This window comes from Azospirillum sp. NS33, assembly GCF_059703765.1.
This window is the reverse complement of the sequence record NZ_BAAKJB010000008.1, coordinates 138,542-159,167: the sequence shown is the minus strand read 5'-3', so window position 1 is coordinate 159,167 and position 20,626 is coordinate 138,542. Positions and strand designations below refer to the sequence as shown.

At 72.7% G+C, this 20,626-nt stretch carries 18 protein-coding genes and 1 other RNA gene; all 19 read left to right on the top strand.

Translation table 11 applies throughout. The features are described 5' to 3' along the window. Positions 1–55: 55 nt before the first annotated feature. The 19 genes from rnpB (at position 56) to ftsZ (ending at position 20,317) form a co-directional block, all read left to right on the top strand. An RNA gene (gene rnpB / locus AC6H2I_RS09940) (RNase P RNA component class A) lies at positions 56–483 on the top strand. 463 nt (positions 484–946) lie between these two features. Then, entirely contained in the window at positions 947–1,441 is a 495-nt protein-coding gene (locus AC6H2I_RS09935; RefSeq protein WP_497500456.1) for a division/cell wall cluster transcriptional repressor MraZ, read from the top strand. Beyond that, positions 1,438–2,409, top strand: a complete 972-nt coding sequence (gene rsmH / locus AC6H2I_RS09930) for a 16S rRNA (cytosine(1402)-N(4))-methyltransferase RsmH (protein WP_497500455.1) — start codon at positions 1,438–1,440, stop codon at positions 2,407–2,409. Before AC6H2I_RS09935 ends, rsmH begins: the two co-directional genes overlap by 4 nt. After that, positions 2,406–2,981 carry a cell division protein FtsL gene (gene ftsL / locus AC6H2I_RS09925; protein WP_497500454.1) on the top strand — a complete coding sequence of 192 codons (576 nt, stop codon included), beginning with the start codon at positions 2,406–2,408 and terminating at the stop codon, positions 2,979–2,981. The genes rsmH and ftsL overlap by 4 nt, the downstream gene beginning before the upstream one ends. Continuing rightward, positions 2,978–4,771 carry a peptidoglycan D,D-transpeptidase FtsI family protein gene (locus tag AC6H2I_RS09920; RefSeq protein ID WP_497500453.1) on the top strand — a complete coding sequence of 598 codons (1,794 nt, stop codon included), beginning with the start codon at positions 2,978–2,980 and terminating at the stop codon, positions 4,769–4,771. Before ftsL ends, AC6H2I_RS09920 begins: the two co-directional genes overlap by 4 nt. Continuing rightward, positions 4,737–6,185 carry a UDP-N-acetylmuramoyl-L-alanyl-D-glutamate--2,6-diaminopimelate ligase gene (locus tag AC6H2I_RS09915; protein WP_497500452.1) on the top strand — a complete coding sequence of 483 codons (1,449 nt, stop codon included), beginning with the start codon at positions 4,737–4,739 and terminating at the stop codon, positions 6,183–6,185. The genes AC6H2I_RS09920 and AC6H2I_RS09915 overlap by 35 nt, the downstream gene beginning before the upstream one ends. After that, the gene (locus tag AC6H2I_RS09910; RefSeq protein ID WP_497500451.1) at positions 6,182–7,660 is read left to right on the top strand and encodes a UDP-N-acetylmuramoylalanyl-D-glutamyl-2,6-diaminopimelate--D-alanyl-D-alanine ligase; all 1,479 of its coding nucleotides are present in this window, start codon (positions 6,182–6,184) and stop codon (positions 7,658–7,660) included. The genes AC6H2I_RS09915 and AC6H2I_RS09910 overlap by 4 nt, the downstream gene beginning before the upstream one ends. 7 nt (positions 7,661–7,667) lie before the next feature. After that, the gene (gene mraY, locus AC6H2I_RS09905; protein ID WP_497500450.1) at positions 7,668–8,753 is read left to right on the top strand and encodes a phospho-N-acetylmuramoyl-pentapeptide-transferase; all 1,086 of its coding nucleotides are present in this window, start codon (positions 7,668–7,670) and stop codon (positions 8,751–8,753) included. Positions 8,754–8,760: 7 nt separating this feature from the next. Next, positions 8,761–10,149: a UDP-N-acetylmuramoyl-L-alanine--D-glutamate ligase gene (gene murD, locus AC6H2I_RS09900; protein WP_497500449.1), complete on the top strand. Its 1,389-nt coding sequence runs from the start codon at positions 8,761–8,763 to the stop codon at positions 10,147–10,149. Beyond that, on the top strand, positions 10,146–11,267 hold the full coding sequence (locus tag AC6H2I_RS09895; RefSeq protein ID WP_497500448.1) for an FtsW/RodA/SpoVE family cell cycle protein: 1,122 nt from the start codon (positions 10,146–10,148) through the stop codon (positions 11,265–11,267). Before murD ends, AC6H2I_RS09895 begins: the two co-directional genes overlap by 4 nt. Before the next feature lie 5 nt (positions 11,268–11,272). Beyond that, on the top strand, positions 11,273–12,415 hold the full coding sequence (murG, locus tag AC6H2I_RS09890) for an undecaprenyldiphospho-muramoylpentapeptide beta-N-acetylglucosaminyltransferase (RefSeq protein WP_497500447.1): 1,143 nt from the start codon (positions 11,273–11,275) through the stop codon (positions 12,413–12,415). Next, positions 12,412–12,666: a hypothetical protein gene (locus AC6H2I_RS09885; RefSeq protein WP_497500446.1), complete on the top strand. Its 255-nt coding sequence runs from the start codon at positions 12,412–12,414 to the stop codon at positions 12,664–12,666. The genes murG and AC6H2I_RS09885 overlap by 4 nt, the downstream gene beginning before the upstream one ends. A gap of 1 nt (position 12,667) precedes the next feature. After that, on the top strand, positions 12,668–14,092 hold the full coding sequence (gene murC / locus AC6H2I_RS09880; RefSeq protein ID WP_497500445.1) for a UDP-N-acetylmuramate--L-alanine ligase: 1,425 nt from the start codon (positions 12,668–12,670) through the stop codon (positions 14,090–14,092). 20 nt (positions 14,093–14,112) lie between these two features. Beyond that, positions 14,113–15,030 carry a UDP-N-acetylmuramate dehydrogenase gene (murB, locus tag AC6H2I_RS09875; protein WP_497500444.1) on the top strand — a complete coding sequence of 306 codons (918 nt, stop codon included), beginning with the start codon at positions 14,113–14,115 and terminating at the stop codon, positions 15,028–15,030. Continuing rightward, complete coding sequence (locus AC6H2I_RS09870) at positions 15,030–15,206, top strand: hypothetical protein (RefSeq protein WP_497500443.1); 177 nt, start codon at positions 15,030–15,032, stop codon at positions 15,204–15,206. The genes murB and AC6H2I_RS09870 overlap by 1 nt, the downstream gene beginning before the upstream one ends. Continuing rightward, positions 15,203–16,135 (top strand): D-alanine--D-alanine ligase, encoded by a 933-nt coding sequence (locus AC6H2I_RS09865; RefSeq protein WP_497500442.1) that lies wholly within the window; start codon positions 15,203–15,205, stop codon positions 16,133–16,135. The genes AC6H2I_RS09870 and AC6H2I_RS09865 overlap by 4 nt, the downstream gene beginning before the upstream one ends. Further along, positions 16,120–17,040 (top strand): cell division protein FtsQ/DivIB, encoded by a 921-nt coding sequence (locus tag AC6H2I_RS09860; RefSeq protein ID WP_497500441.1) that lies wholly within the window; start codon positions 16,120–16,122, stop codon positions 17,038–17,040. The genes AC6H2I_RS09865 and AC6H2I_RS09860 overlap by 16 nt, the downstream gene beginning before the upstream one ends. A gap of 28 nt (positions 17,041–17,068) precedes the next feature. Next, the gene (gene ftsA / locus AC6H2I_RS09855) at positions 17,069–18,337 is read left to right on the top strand and encodes a cell division protein FtsA (protein WP_497500440.1); all 1,269 of its coding nucleotides are present in this window, start codon (positions 17,069–17,071) and stop codon (positions 18,335–18,337) included. Between the two features lie 177 nt (positions 18,338–18,514). Further along, the gene (ftsZ, locus tag AC6H2I_RS09850) at positions 18,515–20,317 is read left to right on the top strand and encodes a cell division protein FtsZ (RefSeq protein WP_497500439.1); all 1,803 of its coding nucleotides are present in this window, start codon (positions 18,515–18,517) and stop codon (positions 20,315–20,317) included. The last annotated feature ends 309 nt before the right edge of the window (positions 20,318–20,626 follow it).

The following is a 20,626-nucleotide window of genomic DNA, read 5'->3' as shown; positions in this document are numbered from 1 at the left end:
GGCCCGGCCAATCGGCCGTTGCGTCGGCCGCGGCAACCCTCTACACAGGCGCCTGCCAGACGGCCGGATGGTCGCCTTCGACGATTCGTCGGGGGAGGAAAGTCCGGGCTCCACGGAAACACGGTGCCGGCTAACGGCCGGCGGGGGCGACCCTAGGGAAAGTGCCACAGAAAGCAAACCGCCGCCGTCCTTCGGGGCAGCGGTAAGGGTGAAAGGGTGCGGTAAGAGCGCACCGCGCGGCCGGCAACGGACGCGGCACGGTAAACCCCACCGGGAGCAAGACCGAATAGGGGCGGCACGGTCCGCCATCCACACGCACGGCCTTCGGGCCGACGTGGGGTGGCATGGGACCAAGCGCGTTTCCGCGCCGCCGCCCGGGTTGGTCGCGCGAGGCGTCCGGCAACGGGCGTCCCAGATGAATGACCATCACCCACCGGCCCTGGCCGGCGGGGACAAAACCCGGCTTACAGGCCGTCTGGCATTTTTCCCCAGTTCCATCCACCGCTGTGGATATGTGTGGCGCGCAGTCCCATGCCAGCCCATGGAATTCCCACACATCCCCCGCCCTCCCATCGCCGCGCGCAGAGTCCGGAGTCGCCCCGGCACAATGCCTTTCGATAGCTGACGAATGGTCTATTCTGGGAACATTCGTGGAACTTATCGCTCTTAACTTTTCCACAGCCTGTGAATCCTGGGCAAAACTTGATAAAATCACCGCAATCCCACGGCCTGCTTGCAAGTTCGCAACACTCCCTTTCAAAACTCTTGACAGCACACCCTGAATACTCCGGCGGCCGTTGACGCCCACACTGGCCCATGCTATCCCATGTCTGCCCAAATTGGTGGAGGTTCCGCCCAGTCGCGGCGCCTTCGGGGCGGGTTTCGCAGAGGAAAAGGCGGCAGCGCGTGCAGCCTCAAGCATCAGGCGGAGGGGTGTAGAAGCCGAATGGCCGTTTTCCTGTCCACATACGTCAACAAGGTTGACAGGAAAGGCCGCTGCTCGGTTCCGGCGCAGTTTCGCGCGTCCCTCGCCAAGTCCTCGACACCGGGCACCATCTATCTCTGGCCCTCGCTGAACCACCAGGCGCTCGAGGGCGCGGACCAGGACTATCTCGACGTTCTCAGCGACAGCCTCGAATCGCCCGATCTCGACGCCGACGAGCGGGAAATGATCGAAACCTTCATCTTCGGAAAGCTGATGCCGCTGCAGATCGACACGGAAGGCCGCATCGTCCTTCCCCGGGACTTGGCCGAGTTCGCCGGGATCGTCGAGGAAGCGTCCTTCATCGGCCGCCGCAAGACCTTCCAGATCTGGGAGCCGGGGGCGCTCAAGGCGCACGAGGACGCGCTGCGCGACCAGGTGGTGCGCAAGGACATCTCGCTCAGCCAGATCGTCGCCAAGGCCCAGCGCGGAACCGCCGCGCGCAAGGAGGGGGCATGAGCGGCACCGCCCCCCACACCCCCGTCCTGCTGGCCGAGGTGCTGGCGGCCCTGGCGCCCCGCGCCGGCGGCGTCTACGTCGACGGCACCTTCGGGGCCGGCGGCTACAGCCGCGCCATCCTCGACGCCGCACCCTGCCGGGTCTGGGGCATCGACCGGGACCCCGCCGCCGTCGCCCGGGCCCGCGCCATGGAGCCGGCGCTGGACGGACGCCTCACCGTCGTCGAAGGGTGCTTCGGCGCCATGGACACCCTGCTGGCGGCCGGCGGGGTGGAAACGGTGGACGGCGTGGCCCTCGACCTCGGCGTCTCCTCGCCGCAGATCGACGAGCCGGAGCGCGGCTTCTCCTTCCGCTTCGACGGCCCACTCGACATGCGCATGGGCAGCGACGGGGCGACCGCGGCGGACGTGGTCAACGCCGCCTCGGAGCAGGAGATCGCCGACATCCTCCATCATTACGGCGAGGAGCGGCTGGCCCGCCGGGTCGCCCGCGCCATCGTCGCCGCCCGGGCCGAGGCGCCCATCCTGCGCACCGGCCGCCTGGCCGACGTCGTCCGCGCCGTGGTGCCCAAGGGGCGCGACGGCATCGACCCGGCGACTCGCACCTTCCAGGGGCTGCGCATCCACGTGAACGACGAGCTGGGCGAGATCCGCCGCGGTCTCGCCGCCGCCGAACGGCTTCTGAAGCCGGGCGGCCGCCTGGCCGTGGTGTCCTTCCATTCCCTGGAGGACCGCGAGGTGAAGACCTTCCTGAAGGAGCGGTCGTCGCCCCCGCCGTCCCCCTCGCGTCACGCCCCGGCCGTCACCGCCGACCGCTACGAGCCGTCGTTCCGCCTGTTGCATCGGAAGCCCGTCGTTCCGGGTGCCGCGGAACTCTCGTCCAATCCCCGCGCGCGCTCCGCCCGGTTGCGCGCCGCCGAACGCACGTCGACGCCGGCCTTTCCGGCGACCGGCAAGGAGGCCGCATGAAGTACAAGACCGCGCTGCTCTGGCTCGGCCTGGCGACCGTTGCCGGCGGTGTCCTGTTCGAGACCAGCTACGACGTCCAGGACCTGGAGGAGCGGCTGGCCACCCTGAACCACAAGATCGTCCAGGAGCAGGAGGCGATCCAGGTCCTGAAGGCGGAGTGGAGCTTCCTCAACGACCCGGCGCGGCTGGAGACGCTGGCCCGCGCCCATCTGAACCTCGGCCCCGGCGACGCCCGCCAGTTCCTGGCCGCGGTCGAGTCGCTGCCCTTCCGCTCCGGGCCGGCCTCGCCCGACGCCGTCCCCTACCTGCCGCCCATGGCCGGGCTGACGGTGATGCCCGCCAACTACGTCCCGCCGGGGTACAGCCCGACCGTCCAGGGCATCGCCGCGCCGGCGGCGCCGGCGACCGCGGCGCCCGTGGTCGCCTCCGCCGTCCCCGCGCCGCCCACCCCGCGCCCGGCCGGCACGCCGGGTGCGACGCCCGCCGTCGCACCCGCGGCGCCGCAGCCGGCGCCGCCGGCGGCCCACGACTCGATCGGCGTGATGATCGCCCGGCTCGGGGGCAATCAATGACCGACGCCACCGCGCCCTCGGCCCTGCACGGTTTCGAGCCGCTGACCCGCGCCTACCAGGCGCCGCCGGTCAGCCGGCCGCGAACCGCGCTGTCGGTGGCGCTGGAACAGGCACGCAACCGTCTCATGGTCACCGCGGCGGTGATCACCCTGGCCTTCTCCACCATCGGCCTGCGCCTGGTCGACGCCACCTTGCTGCGCGAGGGCGCGGAGCCGCGCCAGACCAAGGCGGCCGAGGCCGGTGGCCTGCCGGTGGGGCGCGCCGACATCGTCGACCGCAACGGCAACCTGCTGGCGACCTCGCTGGCCACCGCGTCGCTCTACGCCGACCCGAAGCTGGTGATCGACCCGGCCGAGGCGGCGAAGAAGCTGATCGCCGTCCTGCCCGACCTCGACTACGCCGACCTCGTGCAGAAGCTGTCGGGGGACAAGCGCTTCGTCTGGATTCGCCGCAACCTGCCGCCGCGCCAGCAGTACCTGGTGCACCGCCAGGGCATCCCCGGCGTTTACTTCGAGCGCGAGGAGCGCCGCTTCTACCCCGCCGGCAACCTGACCTCCCATGTCGTCGGCTTCACCGGCGTCGACAACGGCGGGCTGGCGGGGATCGAGCGGCAGTTCGACTCGCGGCTTCGCCACGATGCCACCCCCCTGCAGCTCTCCCTCGACCTCCGCCTCCAGCACGTTTTGAAGAAGGAGATGGCCGCCGCGGTGGAGGAGTTCCGGGCGATCGGCGCCGCCGGCCTGATCTACGACGTCCATCAGGGCGAAGTGCTGGCGATGGTCTCCCTGCCGGACTTCGACCCCCACAACCCGGACGGGCTGGACGCCGACACCCTGTTCAACCGGAGCTCCCTTGGCGTCTACGAGATGGGCTCCACCTTCAAGATCCTCAATTCGGCGATGGCGCTCGACAGCGGCCGGGTGCGCCTGACCGACAGCTTCGACGCGACCCACGGCATCCAGGTCGGCCGCTTCACCATCAGCGACTTCCATGGCGAGCACCGCTGGCTGACGGTGCCGGAGATCATGCAGCACTCCTCGAACATCGGCTCGGTGCGCATGGCCCTGGCGGCGGGCGTGACGACCCAGCAGGCGTTCATGCAGAAGGTCGGGTTCTTCCGGCCAGTGCCGCTGGAGCTGCCGGAGCTGGGCTGGCCGCTGGTGCCGAACCCGTGGCGCGAGATCAACGCCATGACCATCAGCTTCGGCCACGGCCTGTCGGTCAGCCCGATGCACACGGTGGCCGCGGTGGCCGGCATCATCAACGACGGGATCATGCCGCCGCCGACGCTGCTGAAGCGGGCTCCGGGGGCCGAGGTCGGCGGCGAACGCGTGGTGTCGCCGGCGACCTCCGAGGCGGTGCGCCGCCTGATGCGCCTGGTGGTCACCCAGGGCACGGCGAAGTCGGCGAACGTCCCCGGCTACGTGGTCGGCGGCAAGACCGGCACGGCGGACAAGCAGAAGGGCCGGTCCTACGCCAGCAACGCCCGCATCTCCTCGTTCCTCGGCGCCTTCCCGATGAACGACCCGCGCTACATCGTCTACGTCATGGTCGACGAGCCCAAGCCCACCGCCAAGACCTACGGCTACGCCACCGGGGGCTGGGTCGCCGCCCCCACGGCCGGCCGCATCATCCGCCAGATCGGCCCGCTGCTGGGCCTGCATCCCCTGGACGAGACCGCGCCGCGGATCGTCCAGGCCGTCCACATCAACGCCAACGGCACCACCGCCCTTCCCCTGCCCAAGGACAACAGCGTTGCGTCTGTCCCGGATACTCCCGCCCGCCGCTGACCGGCCGGGCGACATCGAGGTGACCGACCTGACCGCCGACAGCCGGGCGGTCACCCCCGGCTGCCTGTTCGCGGCGCTGCCCGGCACCCGGGTCGACGGCCGCGCCTTCGTCGCCGACGCCCTGGCCGGCGGCGCCGTGGCCGTGCTGGCGCCCGAGGGGACGGTGCTGCCCGAGGGATCGGGCGCCGTGCTGGTGACCGACGCCGAGCCGCGGCGGGCCTTCGCCCGCGCCGCCGCCGCCTTCCACGCCGGCCAGCCGGCGGCGGTGGCCGCGGTGACCGGGACCAACGGCAAGACCTCCACCGTCAGCTTCGCCCGCCAGATCTGGTCCGCCCTGGGCCACAAGGCGGCCAGCCTCGGCACCCTGGGCATCACCGCGCCGGGGCTGGACCGCTACGGCGCCATGACCACCCCCGACCCGGTCGCCCTGCACCGGGCGCTGGCCGCCCTGGCGGCGGCCGGTGTCGACCGCCTGGCCATGGAGGCGTCGAGCCACGGCCTCGACCAGTTCCGCCTCGACGGGGTGCGGGTGCAGGCCGCCGGGTTCACCAACCTGACCCGCGACCACCTCGACTACCACGGCACCATGGAGGCCTACCTCACCGCCAAGGCGGCGCTGTTCGACCGCGTCCTGACGCCCGGCGGCACCGCCGTGCTCAACGCGGACAGTCCCGAGTTCGACAGCCTGCGTGCGGTCTGTTCGCTGCGCGGCCACCGCGTCCTGGGCTATGGCGTGGCCGGCCGGGAGCTGGCCGTGCGCGGAGTCGACGCCCTGGCCCACGGCCAGCGCCTGGCGCTGACCGTGCTGGGCCGGGAGGTCGACGTCGACCTGCCGCTGGTCGGCCGCTTCCAGGCGTGGAACGCGCTGTGCGCGCTCGGCCTCGTCCTCGGCACCGGCGGCGACGCGGTCGCCGCGGTGCGGGCCCTGGCCACGCTGGAGGGCGTGCCGGGACGCCTGCAGCACGTCGCGACCCACCCCGCCGGGGCCCCGGTGTTCGTCGATTACGCCCACACCCCGGACGCCCTGGAGACGGTGCTGCGGGCCCTGCGCCCGCACGCAGCAGGCCGGCTGGTCGTGGTGTTCGGCTGCGGCGGCGACCGCGACCGCGGCAAGCGGCCGGTGATGGGGGAGCTGGCCGGCCGGCTGGCCGACCGCGCCATCGTCACCGACGACAACCCGCGCACCGAGGACGCCGCGGCGATCCGCCGGGAGGTGCTGGCGGGCGTCCCTTCGGCCGAGGAGATCGGCGACCGCCGCCAGGCGATCCGCGCGGCGGTGCGGGGCCTGGGCGCCGGCGACGTCCTGGTGGTGGCCGGCAAGGGGCACGAACAGGGTCAGATCATCGGCACCGAGGCACGGCCGTTCGACGACGCCGCCGAAGCCCGGGCCGCCGTAGCGGAGGTTGGAGCATGAGCGAGCCAGTGCCTGCGGAGAAGCCGATCCTCTGGGCCGCAAGCGACGCCGCGGCCGCCACCAACGGGCTGGCGACGCTGCCCTGGGTGGCGACCGGGGTGTCCATCGACAGCCGGACGGTGGCGCCCGGCGACCTGTTCGTCGCCATCGCCGGGCCGACGTTCGACGGCCACGACTTCGTCGCCCAGGCCCTGGCCGCCGGCGCCGCCGCGGCGATGGTGTCGCGGGTGCCCGCCGGCGTCCCCGGCGACGCGCCGCTGCTGGCGGTCGACGACACGATGGCCGGGCTGGGCGACCTCGCCCGCATGGCCCGCCTGCACAGCCGGGCGCGCGTCGTCGCGGTCACCGGCTCGGTCGGCAAGACCGGCACGAAGGAGGCGCTGCGCCACTGCCTGGGCGGCCAGGGCGAGACCTTCGCCACCGAGGGCTCGCTGAACAACCACTGGGGCGTGCCGCTGTCGCTGGCCCGCCTGCCCGGCGCCAGCGCCTACGGCGTCTTCGAGCTGGGCATGAACCACGCCGGCGAGCTGGGGCCGCTGTCGCGCATGGTCCGCCCCGACGTCGCGGTGATCACCACGGTGGAGCCGGCGCACCTGGAGCACTTCGCCTCGGTCGAGGCGATCGCGGACGCCAAGGCGGAGATCTTCGACGGGATGACACCCAACGGCGTCGCCATCCTCAACCGCGACAACCCGCATTTCGCCCGCCTGCTGGCCGCCGCCCGCACCGCCGGCCTGTCGCGGATCTGGGGCTTCGGCAGCCACGACGGCGCCGAGGCGCGGCTGCTGGATTTCTCCCTGCACGCCACCTGCAGCACGGTCACCGCGCTGATCAAGGGCGAGCGGCTGCAGTACTGCCTGTCCCTGCCGGGGCGCCACTGGGTCATGAACAGCCTCGCCGTGCTGCTGGCGGTGCGCGCCGCCGGCGGCGATCTGGCGGCGGCGGCGCGCGCCTTGTCGCAGCTCCGCCCGGTGAAGGGCCGCGGCACCCGCACCCGCATCCACGCCGGGCGTGGCGCCTTCACCCTGGTGGACGAGAGCTACAACGCCAGCCCCGCGGCCATGACCGCGGCGTTCGAGGTGCTGGGCAAGCTCGACCCCGGAGCGGGCGGCCGGCGCATCGCCGTGCTGGGCGACATGCGCGAACTCGGCACCCGCGCCGATGCGCTGCACGCCGGGCTGGCGCCCGCCCTCGCGGCGGCCCACGTCGACACGGTGTTCTGCTGCGGCCCGCACATGAAGGCCCTGTGGGACCGCCTGCCGGCCGCCCAGCGCGGCTCCTGGAGCGAGGACAGCGCCGCCCTGGCGCCCATGGTCGCCGACGCCGTGCGCGGCGGCGACGTGGTGCTGGTCAAGGGCTCGGCCGGCAGCCGGATGGGCGCCGTGGTCACCGCGCTGGGCGCCCTGGAGACCCCCGCCGCCGACCCCGACCTCGCCGCCGCGCCCTCCGCCGCGGCCAACGGCAAGCGGGGTTGAGGCCGGCATGCTCTACAACCTGCTCTTCCCCCTGGCGGACGTCGTCAGCCCGTTCAACCTGTTCCGCTACCTGACCTTCCGGACGGGCGGCGCGGTGATGACGGCGCTGGTCATCAGCTTCGTCTTCTTCCCCCGCCTGATCGCCTGGCTGAAGAGCAAGCAGGGCGAGGGCCAGCCGATCCGCAGCGACGGGCCCGAGACCCACCTGAAGAAGAAGGGCACGCCCACCATGGGCGGCCTGATGATCCTGATCGCCATGTGCGTCAGCACCATCTTGTGGATGGACCTGACCAACGCCTACACCTGGATCGTCCTGCTGGTGACGGTGGCCTACGGGGCGATCGGCTTCGGCGACGACTACGTCAAGCTGACCAAGCGCAACACCAAGGGGCTGTCCGGGCGCACCCGCCTCGGCGCGGAGATCGCCATCGCCCTGGTGGCGACGCTGGCCTGCATGGTCGTCGCCGACACCGGGCTCGCCGGCGGCCTGGCGGTGCCCTTCGTCAAGGACTTCGTCCTGAACCTCGGCTGGTTCTTCCTGGGCGTCGGCGCCTTCGTCATCGTCGGCGCCTCCAACGCCGTCAACCTCACCGACGGGCTGGACGGGCTGGCCATCGTGCCGACCATGATCGCCGCCGCCTGCTTCGGCCTGATCGCCTACCTCACCGGCAACGCCATCTTCGCCAACTACCTGCAGATCCATCACGTGCCGGGCGCCGGCGAGCTCACGGTGTTCTGCGGCGCGCTGATCGGCGCCGGCCTGGGCTTCCTGTGGTTCAACGCGCCGCCGGCCATGGTCTTCATGGGCGACACCGGCTCGCTGTCGCTGGGCGGCGCGCTGGGCACCATCGCGGTGGTGACCAAGCACGAGATCGTCCTGGCGATCATCGGCGGCCTGTTCGTGTTGGAGACGGTGTCGGTCATCGTCCAGGTCGCCTCCTTCAAGATGACCGGCAAGCGGGTGTTCCGCATGGCGCCGCTGCACCACCACTTCGAGAAGAAGGGCTGGGCCGAGCCCACCGTCGTCATCCGGTTCTGGATCATCGCCACCATCCTGGCGCTGATCGGCCTGTCCACGCTCAAGCTGCGGTGAGGCGGGAATGATCGACCTCTTCTACATGAACGGTCTGCCCGTGGGCGTGATGGGGCTCGGCGCCTCCGGCCTCGCCACCGCCCGCGCCCTGGTGGCGAGCGGTGCCGAGGTGTGGGCGTGGGATGACACCGCGGCGAGCCGCGAAAAGGCCGCCGCCGCGGGCGTCCCGCTGGTCGATCTCACCACCGCCGACCTGGGCGAGTTGATGACCATCGTCTGGTCCCCCGGCATCCCCCACACCCATCCCAGGCCGCACCCCGTGGCCGAGCGGGCCCGCGCCGCCGGCATCGAGCTGGTCTGCGACATCGAGCTGCTGGCCCGGGCCGAGCGCGACGCCGCCTACATCGGCATCACCGGCACCAACGGCAAATCGACCACCACCGCGCTGATCGGCCACATCTTCCAGGCGGCCGGGCGCAAGGCCGCGGTGGGCGGCAACCTCGGCACGCCGGTGCTCACCCTGCCCGCCATGGGCGCGACGGGCAGCTACGTGCTGGAGATGTCCTCCTACCAGCTGGAGCTGACGGTCTCGATCACCTGGGACGTCGGCGTGCTGCTGAACGTGACCCCCGACCACCTCGACCGCCACGGCGGCATGGCCGGCTACGTCGCCGCCAAGCGCCAGATCTTCCACCGGCAGACCCGCCCGCGCACCGCGGTGATCGGCGTCGACGACGCCCACGGGCGCGGCATCTTCGAAGAGCTCAAGGCCAAGGGCGACCAGTTCATCCGGCCGGTGTCGGTGCGTGGGCGCGAGCCCGGCGGCGTCTATGTCCTCGACGGCTGGCTCTACGACGACACCGAGGGCCGCCACGAGCGGGTCGCCGACCTCGCCGCCATGCGCGCCCTGCCGGGACGCCACAACTGGCAGAACGCGGCGGCCGCCTACGCCGCCTGCCGCGCCACCGGCATCCCTGCCCCGGCCATCATCGCCGCCATGAAGACCTTCCCCGGGCTGGCCCACCGCCAGCAGCTGGTGCGCGCCATCGACGGCGTGCGCTTCGTCAACGACAGCAAGGCCACCAACGCCGACGCCGCGGAGAAGGCGCTGACCACCTACGAGGCGATCTACTGGATCGTCGGCGGGCGGGCCAAGGACACCGGGCTGGCCGGGCTGGACACCCATCTCGGCGCGGTGCGCCACGCCTTCCTGATCGGCGAGGCGGAGAGTCACTTCGCCGCATGGCTCGACGCCCGGGGCGTGCCCTATACCCGCTGCGGCACCCTCGAGGCGGCGGTTCCCGAAGCGGCCCGGCTGGCGCTGGCCGAGCGGCGGCCGGGCGCCACGGTCCTGCTGTCGCCGGCCTGCGCCTCGTGGGACCAGTTCGCCAACTTCGAAGCCCGAGGCGACGCCTTCGCCCGGCTGGTCCAGGATCTTCCCGGGGGTGCGGCATGATGACGTTCGACCGCACCGACCAGTCCATCTTCGGCCGCTGGTGGTGGACCGTCGACCGCTGGCAGCTCACCGCGCTGGCCATCCTGATGGCGCTGGGCACGGTGCTGATCACCGCCGCCAGCCCGCCGGTGGCCGAGCGCATCGGCATCGACGACACCTTCTACTTCGTCGAGCGGCACCTGGTGATGCTGCTGCCGGCGGTGCTGCTGATGACCGGCATCTCGCTGCTGTCGCCGCGCGGCGTGCGCCGGCTGGCACTGCTGGTGTTCCTGGGTGCGCTGCTGCTGGTGGCGGCGACCCTGGTGGTGGGCGTCGAGATCAAGGGGGCGCGGCGCTGGATCCACGTGCCGGGCCTGTCGATCCAGCCGTCGGAGTTCGTCAAGCCGGCCTTCGCGGTGGTGGCGGGCTGGCTGTTCTCGCTGTCGCGGACCGCGCCGGGCTTCCCCGGGGCCCTGGTCTCCATGGCGCTGTACGGCCTGACCATCGGCCTGCTGCTGATGCAGCCCGACCTCGGCATGGCCTTCGTGGTGTCGGCGGTGTGGTTCACCCAGTTCTTCCTGGCCGGGCTCAACATCATGCTGGTGGTGGCGCTGGCGGTGCTCGGCATCGTCGGGCTGATCGCCGCGTACTTCACCTTCCCCCACGTCACCAGCCGCATCGACCGCTTCCTCGACCCCCACTCCGGCGACACCTACCAGGTCACCCGTTCGCTGGAGGCCTTCGCCAACGGTGGCCTGCTGGGCACCGGACCGGGCCAGGGCACGGTGAAGTTCTCGCTGCCCGACAGCCACGCCGATTTCATCTTCGCCGTCGCCGGCGAGGAGATGGGCCTGATCTTCTGCCTGTTCCTGGTCGTGCTCTTCGCCTTCGTGGTGATGCGCGGCTTCGCCCGGGTGTTCAACGAAAACAACTACTTCATCCTGCTGGCGACGGCCGGCCTGCTGGTGCAGTTCGGCCTGCAGGCGATGATCAACATGGCGTCGTCCCTGCACCTGATGCCGACCAAGGGCATGACCCTGCCGTTCATCAGCTACGGCGGCTCGTCGCTGCTGGCCCTGGGGCTCGGCATGGGCATGGTGCTGGCGTTGACCCGCAAGCGCTTCGGACCGGGGGAGTGACGGCGATGGCCCACGACCGTCCCATCCTCCTGGCGGCCGGCGGCACCGGCGGGCACATGTTCCCGGCCGAGGCGCTGGCGCGCGCCCTGTTGGCGCGCGGCCTTCCGGTGACCCTGGTGACCGACAAGCGGGGCCAGGCCTTCGACACCCTGCCGGAGGTGGCCGTGCACCGCATCCACGCCGCCGCCCCCGGCCGCGGCCTGATCGGCAAGGCCAAGGCCGGCTGGTGGATGGGGCTGGGCCTGCTCGGCGCCAGCGCCCTGATGCGCCATCTGGAGCCGGTCGCGGTGGTCGGCTTCGGCGGCTATCCGTCGGTGCCCACGGTGTACGCGGCGGCCAACGCCCGGGTGCCCACCCTGCTGCACGAGCAGAACGCCGTGCTGGGGCGCGCCAACCGCATGCTGGCCGCCGGGGCGCGGCGCCTCGCCGGCGCCTTCCCCGCGATCGCCGGCCTGCGCGAGCGCGACCAGGCCAAGCTGATCCACACCGGCAACCCGGTGCGCCCGGCCGTCGCCGCCAAGCGGGCTGTTCCCTACGCCGCCCCGGACGCCGGCGGGCCTCTGCGCGTCCTGGTGATGGGCGGCAGCCAGGGGGCCCGGGTCTTCAGCGAGGTGCTGCCGGCCGCCCTCGCCCTGCTGCCGGAGGGGCTGCGCGCGCGCATCCACCTGGCCCAGCAGTGCCGGCCGGAGGATCTGGAGACGGTGCGCGCCGCCACCGCCGGCCTCGGGCTGGGCGCCGTGGAGCTCGAGAGCTTCTTCCGCGACGTGCCGGAGCGCCTCGCCGCCGCCCATCTCGCGGTCACCCGGGCCGGCGCCTCGACCATCGCCGAGCTGACCTGCGTCGGCCGGCCCGCCCTGCTGGTGCCCTACCCCCACGCCACCGACGACCACCAGAGCGCCAACGCCGGCCAGGTCGCCGCGGCCGGGGCGGCCTGGCACCTGCCCCAGACCGGGTTCACCGCGCCGGCCGTCGCCGACCGCCTCGCGACGCTGCTGGGCGACCCCGCCGGGCTGGCCGCCGCTGCCGCCGCCGCCCACGCCTGGGGCCGCGACGACGCCGCCGAGCGTCTCGCCGACGCCGTGCTGTCCCTGGCCTCCGGCGTCGGCACGGCCGCCCCATCCACCCCGACCACGGAGCCCGTGCCATGAAGCAGGTCATGCGCCACATCACCCGCCGCAGCGCCCGCCCCCTGCACGACTGGGGACCCGAGCAGACACGCACCGAGGGGGGATGGCGCCGGCGGCCGGACTGCCCGCTGCTGCCGCGGGCGGCGGCCGACGGCGGGTTCCTGCGCGACCGCCTGCACGTCACCGCCGGGGTGCCGCCGCTTCCCTGCGCCCTGTCCGACGACTCCGTGGACGCCTCGCTGAACCTCATGCTGCGCCGGGGGACCCTCTAGAATGCGCGCCCTCCCCCTGACCATCGGCACCATCCACTTCGTCGGCATCGGCGGCATCGGCATGTCCGGGATCGCCGAGGTGCTGAAGAACCTGGGCTATGCCGTGCAGGGCTCCGACATCGCCGAAAGCGCCAACGTCAAGCGCCTGCTGGGCCTGGGCATCCCGGTGGCCATTGGCCACCGCGCCGAGAACCTGGGCAGCGCCGCCGTGGTGGTGATCTCGTCCGCGGTCAAGCGCGACAACCCCGAGGTGGTGGCGGCGCGCGGCGCCCTGATCCCGGTGGTCCGGCGCGCCGAGATGCTGGGCGAGCTGATGCGCCTGAAATGGGCCATCGCCGTCGGCGGCACCCACGGCAAGACCACCACCACCTCGATGATCGGCACGCTGCTGGAGCACGCCGGCCTCGACCCGACGGTGATCAACGGCGGCATCATCAACGCCTACGGCACCAACACCCGCCTCGGCGAGGGCGACTGGATGGTGGTCGAGGCGGACGAGAGCGACGGCACCTTCACCAAGCTGCCGGCCTGCATCACCGTGGTCACCAACATGGACCCGGAGCATCTCGACTTCTACGGCACCTTCGAGCGCGAGCGCGACGCCTTCGACACCTTCGTCCAGAACATCCCGTTCTACGGCTTCGCCGCCCTGTGCGTCGACCATCCCGAGGTGCAGGCGATGATCCCGCGGGTGTCGGACCGGCGCATCGTGACCTACGGCTTCTCGCCCCAGGCCGACGTGCGGGCCGTCAACGTCGACCTCGGGGTCACCGGCGCGGTGTTCGACGCCATCCTGTCCGACCGTCACAGCGGCGAGACCCAGACGCTGGCCCGCATCGCGCTCCCCATGTTCGGCCAGCACAACGTGCAGAACGCGCTGGCCGCCATCGCCGTGGGCCACGAGATGGGCCTGGCGGGCGAGGTCATCCACGGCGCGCTCGCCAAGTTCACCGGCGTCAAGCGGCGCTTCACCAAGACCGGCGAGTCCAACGGCGTGGTGGTGATCGACGACTACGGCCACCACCCCGTGGAGATCGCCGCGGTGCTGAAGGCGGCGCGCACCGCCGGCACCGGCCGCACCATCGCGGTCGTGCAGCCCCACCGCTACAGCCGCCTGAACAGCCTGTTCGAGGAGTTCTGCACCTGCTTCAACGACGCCGACGCCGTCATCGTCGCCGACGTCTACTCCGCCGGCGAGGCGCCGATCGCCGGGGCCGACCGCGACTCCCTGGTGGAGGGGCTGCGCACCCACGGCCACCGCCACGTGGTCGCGCTGGACGCGCCCGAGGCGCTGGCCGCCACGGTGGCCGGCATCGCCCGGCGCGGCGACCTGGTGGTCTGCCTGGGTGCCGGCACCATCACCCAATGGGCCAACGCCCTGCCGGCCCAGCTCGACGCCGCGGCCACGACGGGGGGCCGCGCCTAGGCGCGGGGGGGAGAGCAGCCATGGCCGACACCCATCTCATCGACCGCATGCCCGCCTGCCGCGGCCGCCTCAGCGCCGACGTCGCCCTGGCCGGCGTGACCTGGTTCCGCGTCGGCGGCCCGGCCGAGGTGATGTTCCGCCCGGCCGACGCCGACGATCTCGCCGGGTTCCTCGCCGCCCTGCCGGACGAGGTCCCGGTGACGGTGCTGGGCGTCGCCTCCAACCTGCTGATCCGCGACGGCGGCATTCCCGGCGTCACCATCCGCCTGGGACGCGGCTTCGCCGGGATCGACGTGTCGGGCACGGTGATCGCCGCCGGCGCCGCGGCGCTGGACGTCAACGTCGCCGCGGTGGCCCGGGACAGCGGGCTGGCCGGGATGGAGTTCCTGTCGGGCATTCCCGGCACCATCGGCGGGGCGGTGCGCATGAACGCCGGCGCCTACGGGGCGGAGATCAAGGACGTGCTGCTGGCCGCCCGGGCGCTCGACCGCCGTGGCGCCGTGCACAGCTTCTCGGCCGAGGCCATGGGCTTCCGCTACCGCGGCACCGCCGTGGCCGACGACCTGATCTTCGTCGGCGCCACGCTGCAGGGGGTCGAGGACGAGCCCATCGAAATCCAGCGGCGGATGGCCGAGATCGCCGCCGACCGCGGCGAGTCGCAGCCGGTGCGCACGCGGACCGGCGGCTCGACCTTCAAGAACCCGCCCGGCGGCAAGAAGGCCTGGCAGTACATCGACGAGGCCGGGTGCCGCGGCCTTCGCATCGGCGACGCCCAGGTGTCGGAGCTGCACTGCAACTTCCTGCTCAACCTCGGCTCGGCCACGGCGGCCGACCTGGAGGCGCTGGGCGAGGAGGTCCGCCGCCGCGTCCGCGAGGCCTGCGGCGTGGAGCTCGACTGGGAGATCAAACGGCTGGGCGTTCCCGGGGGAGAGGACTGATGAGCAACGGGTACATGGTGCACGGGTCGGCCGGCGACCGCATCGAGCGCCTGCTGGAGCAGGCGGTCGGCACGGCGGACGAGGAGCGCCCGCGCCGGGCGGTGCCGCGCCGCCCGAACCTGCCCCGCCGCGCCGCCGGTGCGCCGTCCCACACCGGCCGGGAGACCGCGGAATGAGCCACGCACGCAAGCACGTCGCCGTGCTGATGGGCGGCTGGTCGGCCGAGCGGGAGGTCTCGCTGGTGTCCGGCGCCGCCATCGCCAGGGCGCTGGAGGAGGAGGGCTACACCGTCACCGCCGTCGACGTGCAGCGTGATCTCGACGGGCTCATCGCGGCGCTCGACCCGCGACCCGACGTGATCTTCAACGCCCTGCACGGCCGCGGCGGCGAGGATGGGACGATCCAGGGTGTGTGCGAGTTCCTGGGCGTCCCCTACACCCATTCGGGGGTGCTGGCCTCGGCCATCGCCATGGACAAGGCGATGACCAAGCGCCTGCTGGCGACCGTCGGGGTGCGGTCGCCCAAGGGGGTGATCGTCCACCGCGGCACGGTCGCGGCGGACGTCGGCCACCCCATGCCGGTGCCCTACATCGTCAAGCCGGTCGACGAGGGCTCGACCGTCGGCGTCACCCTCGTGCGCGAGGGCCAGAACGCCCCGGTCGGCGAGGGCTGGGCCTACGGCGAGCGCGTCCTGGTGGAGGAGTTCGTGCCCGGCCGCGAGCTGACGGTCGGGGTGATGGGCGACCGCGCGCTGACCGTCACCGAGATCGAGTTCACCGCCGAGGTCTTCGACTACACCGCCAAGTACACCGCCGGCCACGCCCGCCACGTGCTCCCGGCCGCGGTCCCCGGCGAGGTGGCGGCGGAGGCCATGCGGGTGGCCCTGCTGGCCCACGAGACGCTGGGCTGCCGCGGCGTGTCGCGCAGCGACTTCCGCTGGGACGACCGCAAGCCGGGAACCGAGGGCCTGTACTTCCTGGAGATCAACAACCAGCCGGGGATGACGCCGCTGTCCCTGGTGCCCGAGCAGGCGGCGCATCTCGGCATCTCGTACCGCGCCCTGGTGAGCTGGATGGTGGAGGACGCCGCATGCCAGCCCGCCTGACCGCCCCGCCCCGCCCCCGCCGCGACACGCCGGCGCCGCCGCGCGCCATGGCCAACGCCGCCCAGCGCGGCAACCGCCGCCGCGCCTGGCCGCGCTGGACACGGCCGGCGCTTCGCACCGGCCTGGCCATGCTGCCGGTCGCCGGGCTGTTCACCGCCGCCTTCTGGATGTGGCAGGCCGGCACGCTGGCCGCCGTGGGTGACGAGGTGCGCAACGGCGCGGTCGCGCTGACCGCCGGCGCCGGCTTCGCGGTGGCCGACATCCTGGTCGAGGGCCGCGAGGAGACCGAGCGCGAGGCCCTGCTGGCGGCGCTCGGGGTGCAGCGCGGCGACGCCATCCTGGCGGTCGACCTGGAGGCCGCCAAGGAGCGGCTGGAGGCCCTGCCCTGGGTCGCCGCCGCCAGCGTCGAGCGGCGCCTGCCCGACATCCTGTTCGTGCGCCTGGCCGAGCGCCATCCCATGGCGATCTGGCAGCACGAGCGCCGGTTCACGGTGATCGACCGCGACGGCCGGCCGCTGGCCGACGCCACCGAGATGGCCAGCCGCGGCAACACCCGGATCGAGACCCTGCCCCACGTGGTGGGCGCCGACGCGCCGGCCCGGGTGCCCGGGCTGCTGGCGGCGCTGGAGGCGGTGCCCGCCCTGCACCGCCGGGTTGCCGCCGCGACCTGGGTCGGCGACCGCCGCTGGGACCTCAAGCTCAACAACGGGGTGCTGGTCAAGCTGCCGGAGGAGGAGATGGAGGAGGCGCTGCACCAGCTGGCGGCGCTCGACGCCTCGCACCGGCTGCTGGCCCGCGACATCGTCGCCATCGACCTGCGGATGCCGGATCGCATGGTCCTGCAGACGCCGACGGCCGCCGTGCCGGAGGACACCCGGAAGCGCAAGACGGGGAACAAGACATGAGCGGCAGCGAGGCCAGGGGGACGTGAGGATGGGCTTCAACGGAGGCAAGAAGCCGAAGCGTCCGACCCGCGGCGGCATCGTCGCGGCGCTGGACGTCGGCTCGACCAAGGTCTGCTGCTTCATCGCGCGGATCGAGGACGCCGGGGCGGTGAAGGTGGTCGGCATGGGCCACCAGCTCGCCGCCGGCGTGCGGGCCGGTGCCATCATCGACATGGAGGCGGCGGAGACGTCCATCGGCGCCGCCGTGCACGCGGCCGAGCAGATGGCCGGGGAGACCATCCGCGACGTCGTGGTCAACGTGTCCGGCGGCTACCCCACCTCCCACGCCTTCAACGCCGAGGTGACGGTGCCGGGCCAGGAGGTCACGGCCAGCGACCTGCGCCGCGCCATGGCCCACGCCCGGGCGCTGCAGATCGGCGCCGACCAGACGCTGATCCACGCCATCCCCGTCGGCTTCATGCTCGACGGCAACCGCGGCATCCGCGATCCCAAGGGAATGTACGGCGACCGCCTGGGCGTCCAGGTCCATGTGATCACCGCCTCGGCCGGGGCGGTGCGCAACCTGCACACCTGCGTCGCCCGCTGCCACCTCGACATCGAGGCGCAGGTGGTCAGCCCCTACGCCTCGGGCCTCGCCTGCCTGGTCGAGGACGAGACGGAGCTGGGGGTGGCCTGCATCGACATGGGCGGCGGCACCACCACCATCTCGGTCTTCTTCGAGGGCAACATGGTGTGGACCGACTGCATCCCGGTCGGCGGCGGCCACGTCACCAACGACATCGCGCGCGGCCTGACCACCCCGGTGGTCCACGCCGAGCGCATGAAGACGCTCTACGGCAGCGCCATGGCGAGCGCCGCCGACGAGCGCGAGATGATCGAGGTCCCCCAGGTCGGCGAGGAGGAGCGCGGCAACACCAGCCACGTGCCCCGCTCGCTGCTGGTGCGCATCGTCCAGCCGCGCCTGGAGGAGATCTTCGAGCTGGTCCGCTCCCGCCTCGAACAGTCCGGCTTCGCCAAGCTGGCGGGGCGGCGGGTCGTGCTCACCGGCGGGGCCAGCCAGCTCCCCGGCACGCGCGAGCTGGCCCAGCTCATCCTCGACAAGCAGGTCCGGCTGGGCCGGCCGACCCGCATCGCGGGCCTGGCCGATTCCGCCGGTGGTCCGGCGTTCTCCACGGCCGCCGGGCTGTTGCTTCACGCCGTGCGTCACCCCGCCGAACTGCCGGTGGCCGGTCACGAGACCGTCCACGGGTCGGGACTGTGGGGCCGCGTCGGCCTCTGGCTGCGGGAGAACCTGTGATGGGTGAACCCGCCGCCGCCAGCGTCTTCCACGCACCCCGCCGCCTTCCGCCCCCGGGCGGGAGGATGGAGCGGCGGGGCAACGCACCGGAACACGTCCATCGCAAACCGCCGGACCCAACCGGCGTCTGAACGTCTGAAGCGATCAAAAACATTGGAAGGTTGTGGAGAGGCTCACATGATCAACGTCAGCATTCCCCAGATCGAACCCGAACTGAAGCCCCGCATCACCGTCTTCGGCGTCGGCGGCGCCGGCGGCAATGCCGTCAGCAACATGATCAAGTCGAACCTCGAAGGGGTCGACTTCGTGGTCGGCAACACCGACGCCCAGGCGCTCAAGGGCAGCCTGGCGGAGAAGCGCATCCAGCTCGGCAACACGGTGACCCGTGGCCTGGGTGCCGGCTCCAAGCCCGACGTCGGCCGGGCCGCCGCCGAGGAGCAGATCGAGGAGATCGCCCATCACCTCGAAGGCGCCAACATGGTGTTCATCACCGCCGGCATGGGCGGTGGCACGGGCACCGGCGCCGCTCCGGTGATCGCACGCTGCGCGCGCGAACGCGGGCTGCTGACCGTCGGCGTGGTCACCAAGCCCTTCCACTTCGAGGGCGCCCACCGCATGCGGCTGGCCGAGCAGGGCATCTCGGAGCTGCAGCAGTACGTCGACACCCTGATCATCATCCCCAACCAGAACCTGTTCCGCATCGCCAACGAGAAGACGACGTTCGCCGACGCCTTCAAGATGGCCGACGACGTGCTGCATTCGGGCGTGCGCGGCGTCACCGACCTGATGGTGATGCCCGGCCTCATCAACCTCGACTTCGCCGACATCCGCTCGGTGATGACCGAGATGGGCAAGGCGATGATGGGCACCGGCGAGGCGGGCGGCGAGCGCCGCGCCATCGAGGCCGCCGAGGCCGCCATCTCCAACCCGCTGCTGGACGACGTGTCGATGAAGGGGGCGCGCGGCGTCCTCATCAACATCACCGGCGGCTACGACATGACCCTGTTCGAGGTGGACGAGGCGGCCAACCGCATCCGCGACGAGGTCGACCCCGACGCCAACATCATCTTCGGCTCGACCTTCGACAGCACGCTGGAGGGCACCATGCGGGTGTCGGTGGTCGCCACCGGCATCGACGCGGCCGCCATGGCCAGCCCGCGCCCGGCCCAGCCGGTCAGCCTGTCCGTGGTGTCCGACCGCACCCGGCCGGCCGCACCCGCCGCCGGCCCGCTCGGTGCCCCGGGCGTCGCCAAGCAGGGCTCCCTGCCCGGCCTCGCCGCCGCCGCCCCGGCGGCCGCCCCGCTGACCGCCCCGGCCGCCCCCGCCGCCCCGGCGGTCGCCACCGGCAACGCCGGATATGGCGCCACCGGCAACGCCGGATACGGCGCCACCGGCAACGCCGGATACGGGGCGGCCGCCCAGGCGCTGAAGGCGCAGCCCATCGCCACCGCCGCAACCGCCTTCGCCCTGGAAGCCCCGGTGCCGCAGGCCGAGACCCAGTCCGTCGGCTACGCCGAGACGGCCCCGCAGCCGGCCCAGCCGGCCGCCCAGGCCGCCCCGGCGCAGGCTCCCGCCGCTCCGCGTCCGGCCGCCGGCCCGGTCGCCGCGGAGCGCCGGGACGGCCAGTTCTTCGCGCCGAAGCCGGCCGACCCCGGCCCCCGCCCGACGCTGACCGCCGGGCCCGCCCCGGCCCAGCCGACGGCGCCCGACGCCCATGAGGCACCGCGCAAGCGCACCTCGCTCTTCGGTCTGGTGACCGGCCTCGGCCGCCGCCGCGACGAGGCGGCGGCCGAGGCCCACCCGGCCGCCCACGCCCCGGCCGCCCACACCCCGGCGTCCCACGCCCCGGCCCAGACGGGCGGCCACCCGGCGCCCGCGGCCCGGACCGGCCACGAGGCCGCGCCGGCGTCGTCGAAGATGGCGCACCACGACGAGGACGTGCTGGACATCCCGGCCTTCCTGCGCCGCCAGGCCAACTGATCGGCCGGCCGCCTCCGGGCGGCCCGCCTTCCGAGGTCCTTCCTCCAAAGGACCCCGCGGGCACCGGCCCAACCGGAGCCCGCGGGATCACAACCTTCCCAGAACCCTCGGCCTCCGGACCCCCGCAAGGGCAGGTCCGGAGGCTCTTTTCGTTTGGGAGGCCAACAGTATTCGCGGGAACCGGACACCGCCGCTCGCGTTGCAACATTTCGTAATAAAGAGTGATTTGTTCTCGCCAAAGGCCGGTGTTACCTCATAACCGTGGCTGGGCAACATCCGCTCCAAGCCAAGACTGGAGGCCGCCGCGCG

Excerpts from the sequence above, each read along its gene's own strand:
- murD (WP_497500449.1), top strand. The coding sequence starts at position 8,761 with ATGATCGACCTCTTCTACATGAACGGTCTGCCCGTGGGCGTGATGGGG.
- ftsZ (WP_497500439.1), top strand. The coding sequence starts at position 18,515 with ATGATCAACGTCAGCATTCCCCAGATCGAACCCGAACTGAAGCCCCGC.
- rsmH (WP_497500455.1), top strand. The coding sequence starts at position 1,438 with ATGAGCGGCACCGCCCCCCACACCCCCGTCCTGCTGGCCGAGGTGCTG.
- murB (WP_497500444.1), top strand. The coding sequence starts at position 14,113 with ATGGCCGACACCCATCTCATCGACCGCATGCCCGCCTGCCGCGGCCGC.
- AC6H2I_RS09870 (WP_497500443.1), top strand. The coding sequence starts at position 15,030 with ATGAGCAACGGGTACATGGTGCACGGGTCGGCCGGCGACCGCATCGAG.
- mraY (WP_497500450.1), top strand. The coding sequence starts at position 7,668 with ATGCTCTACAACCTGCTCTTCCCCCTGGCGGACGTCGTCAGCCCGTTC.
- ftsA (WP_497500440.1), top strand. The coding sequence starts at position 17,069 with ATGGGCTTCAACGGAGGCAAGAAGCCGAAGCGTCCGACCCGCGGCGGC.
- murG (WP_497500447.1), top strand. The coding sequence starts at position 11,273 with ATGGCCCACGACCGTCCCATCCTCCTGGCGGCCGGCGGCACCGGCGGG.
- ftsL (WP_497500454.1), top strand. The coding sequence starts at position 2,406 with ATGAAGTACAAGACCGCGCTGCTCTGGCTCGGCCTGGCGACCGTTGCC.
- AC6H2I_RS09865 (WP_497500442.1), top strand. The coding sequence starts at position 15,203 with ATGAGCCACGCACGCAAGCACGTCGCCGTGCTGATGGGCGGCTGGTCG.
- AC6H2I_RS09910 (WP_497500451.1), top strand. The coding sequence starts at position 6,182 with ATGAGCGAGCCAGTGCCTGCGGAGAAGCCGATCCTCTGGGCCGCAAGC.
- AC6H2I_RS09935 (WP_497500456.1), top strand. The coding sequence starts at position 947 with ATGGCCGTTTTCCTGTCCACATACGTCAACAAGGTTGACAGGAAAGGC.
- AC6H2I_RS09920 (WP_497500453.1), top strand. The coding sequence starts at position 2,978 with ATGACCGACGCCACCGCGCCCTCGGCCCTGCACGGTTTCGAGCCGCTG.
- murC (WP_497500445.1), top strand. The coding sequence starts at position 12,668 with ATGCGCGCCCTCCCCCTGACCATCGGCACCATCCACTTCGTCGGCATC.
- AC6H2I_RS09860 (WP_497500441.1), top strand. The coding sequence starts at position 16,120 with ATGCCAGCCCGCCTGACCGCCCCGCCCCGCCCCCGCCGCGACACGCCG.
- AC6H2I_RS09895 (WP_497500448.1), top strand. The coding sequence starts at position 10,146 with ATGATGACGTTCGACCGCACCGACCAGTCCATCTTCGGCCGCTGGTGG.
- AC6H2I_RS09885 (WP_497500446.1), top strand. The coding sequence starts at position 12,412 with ATGAAGCAGGTCATGCGCCACATCACCCGCCGCAGCGCCCGCCCCCTG.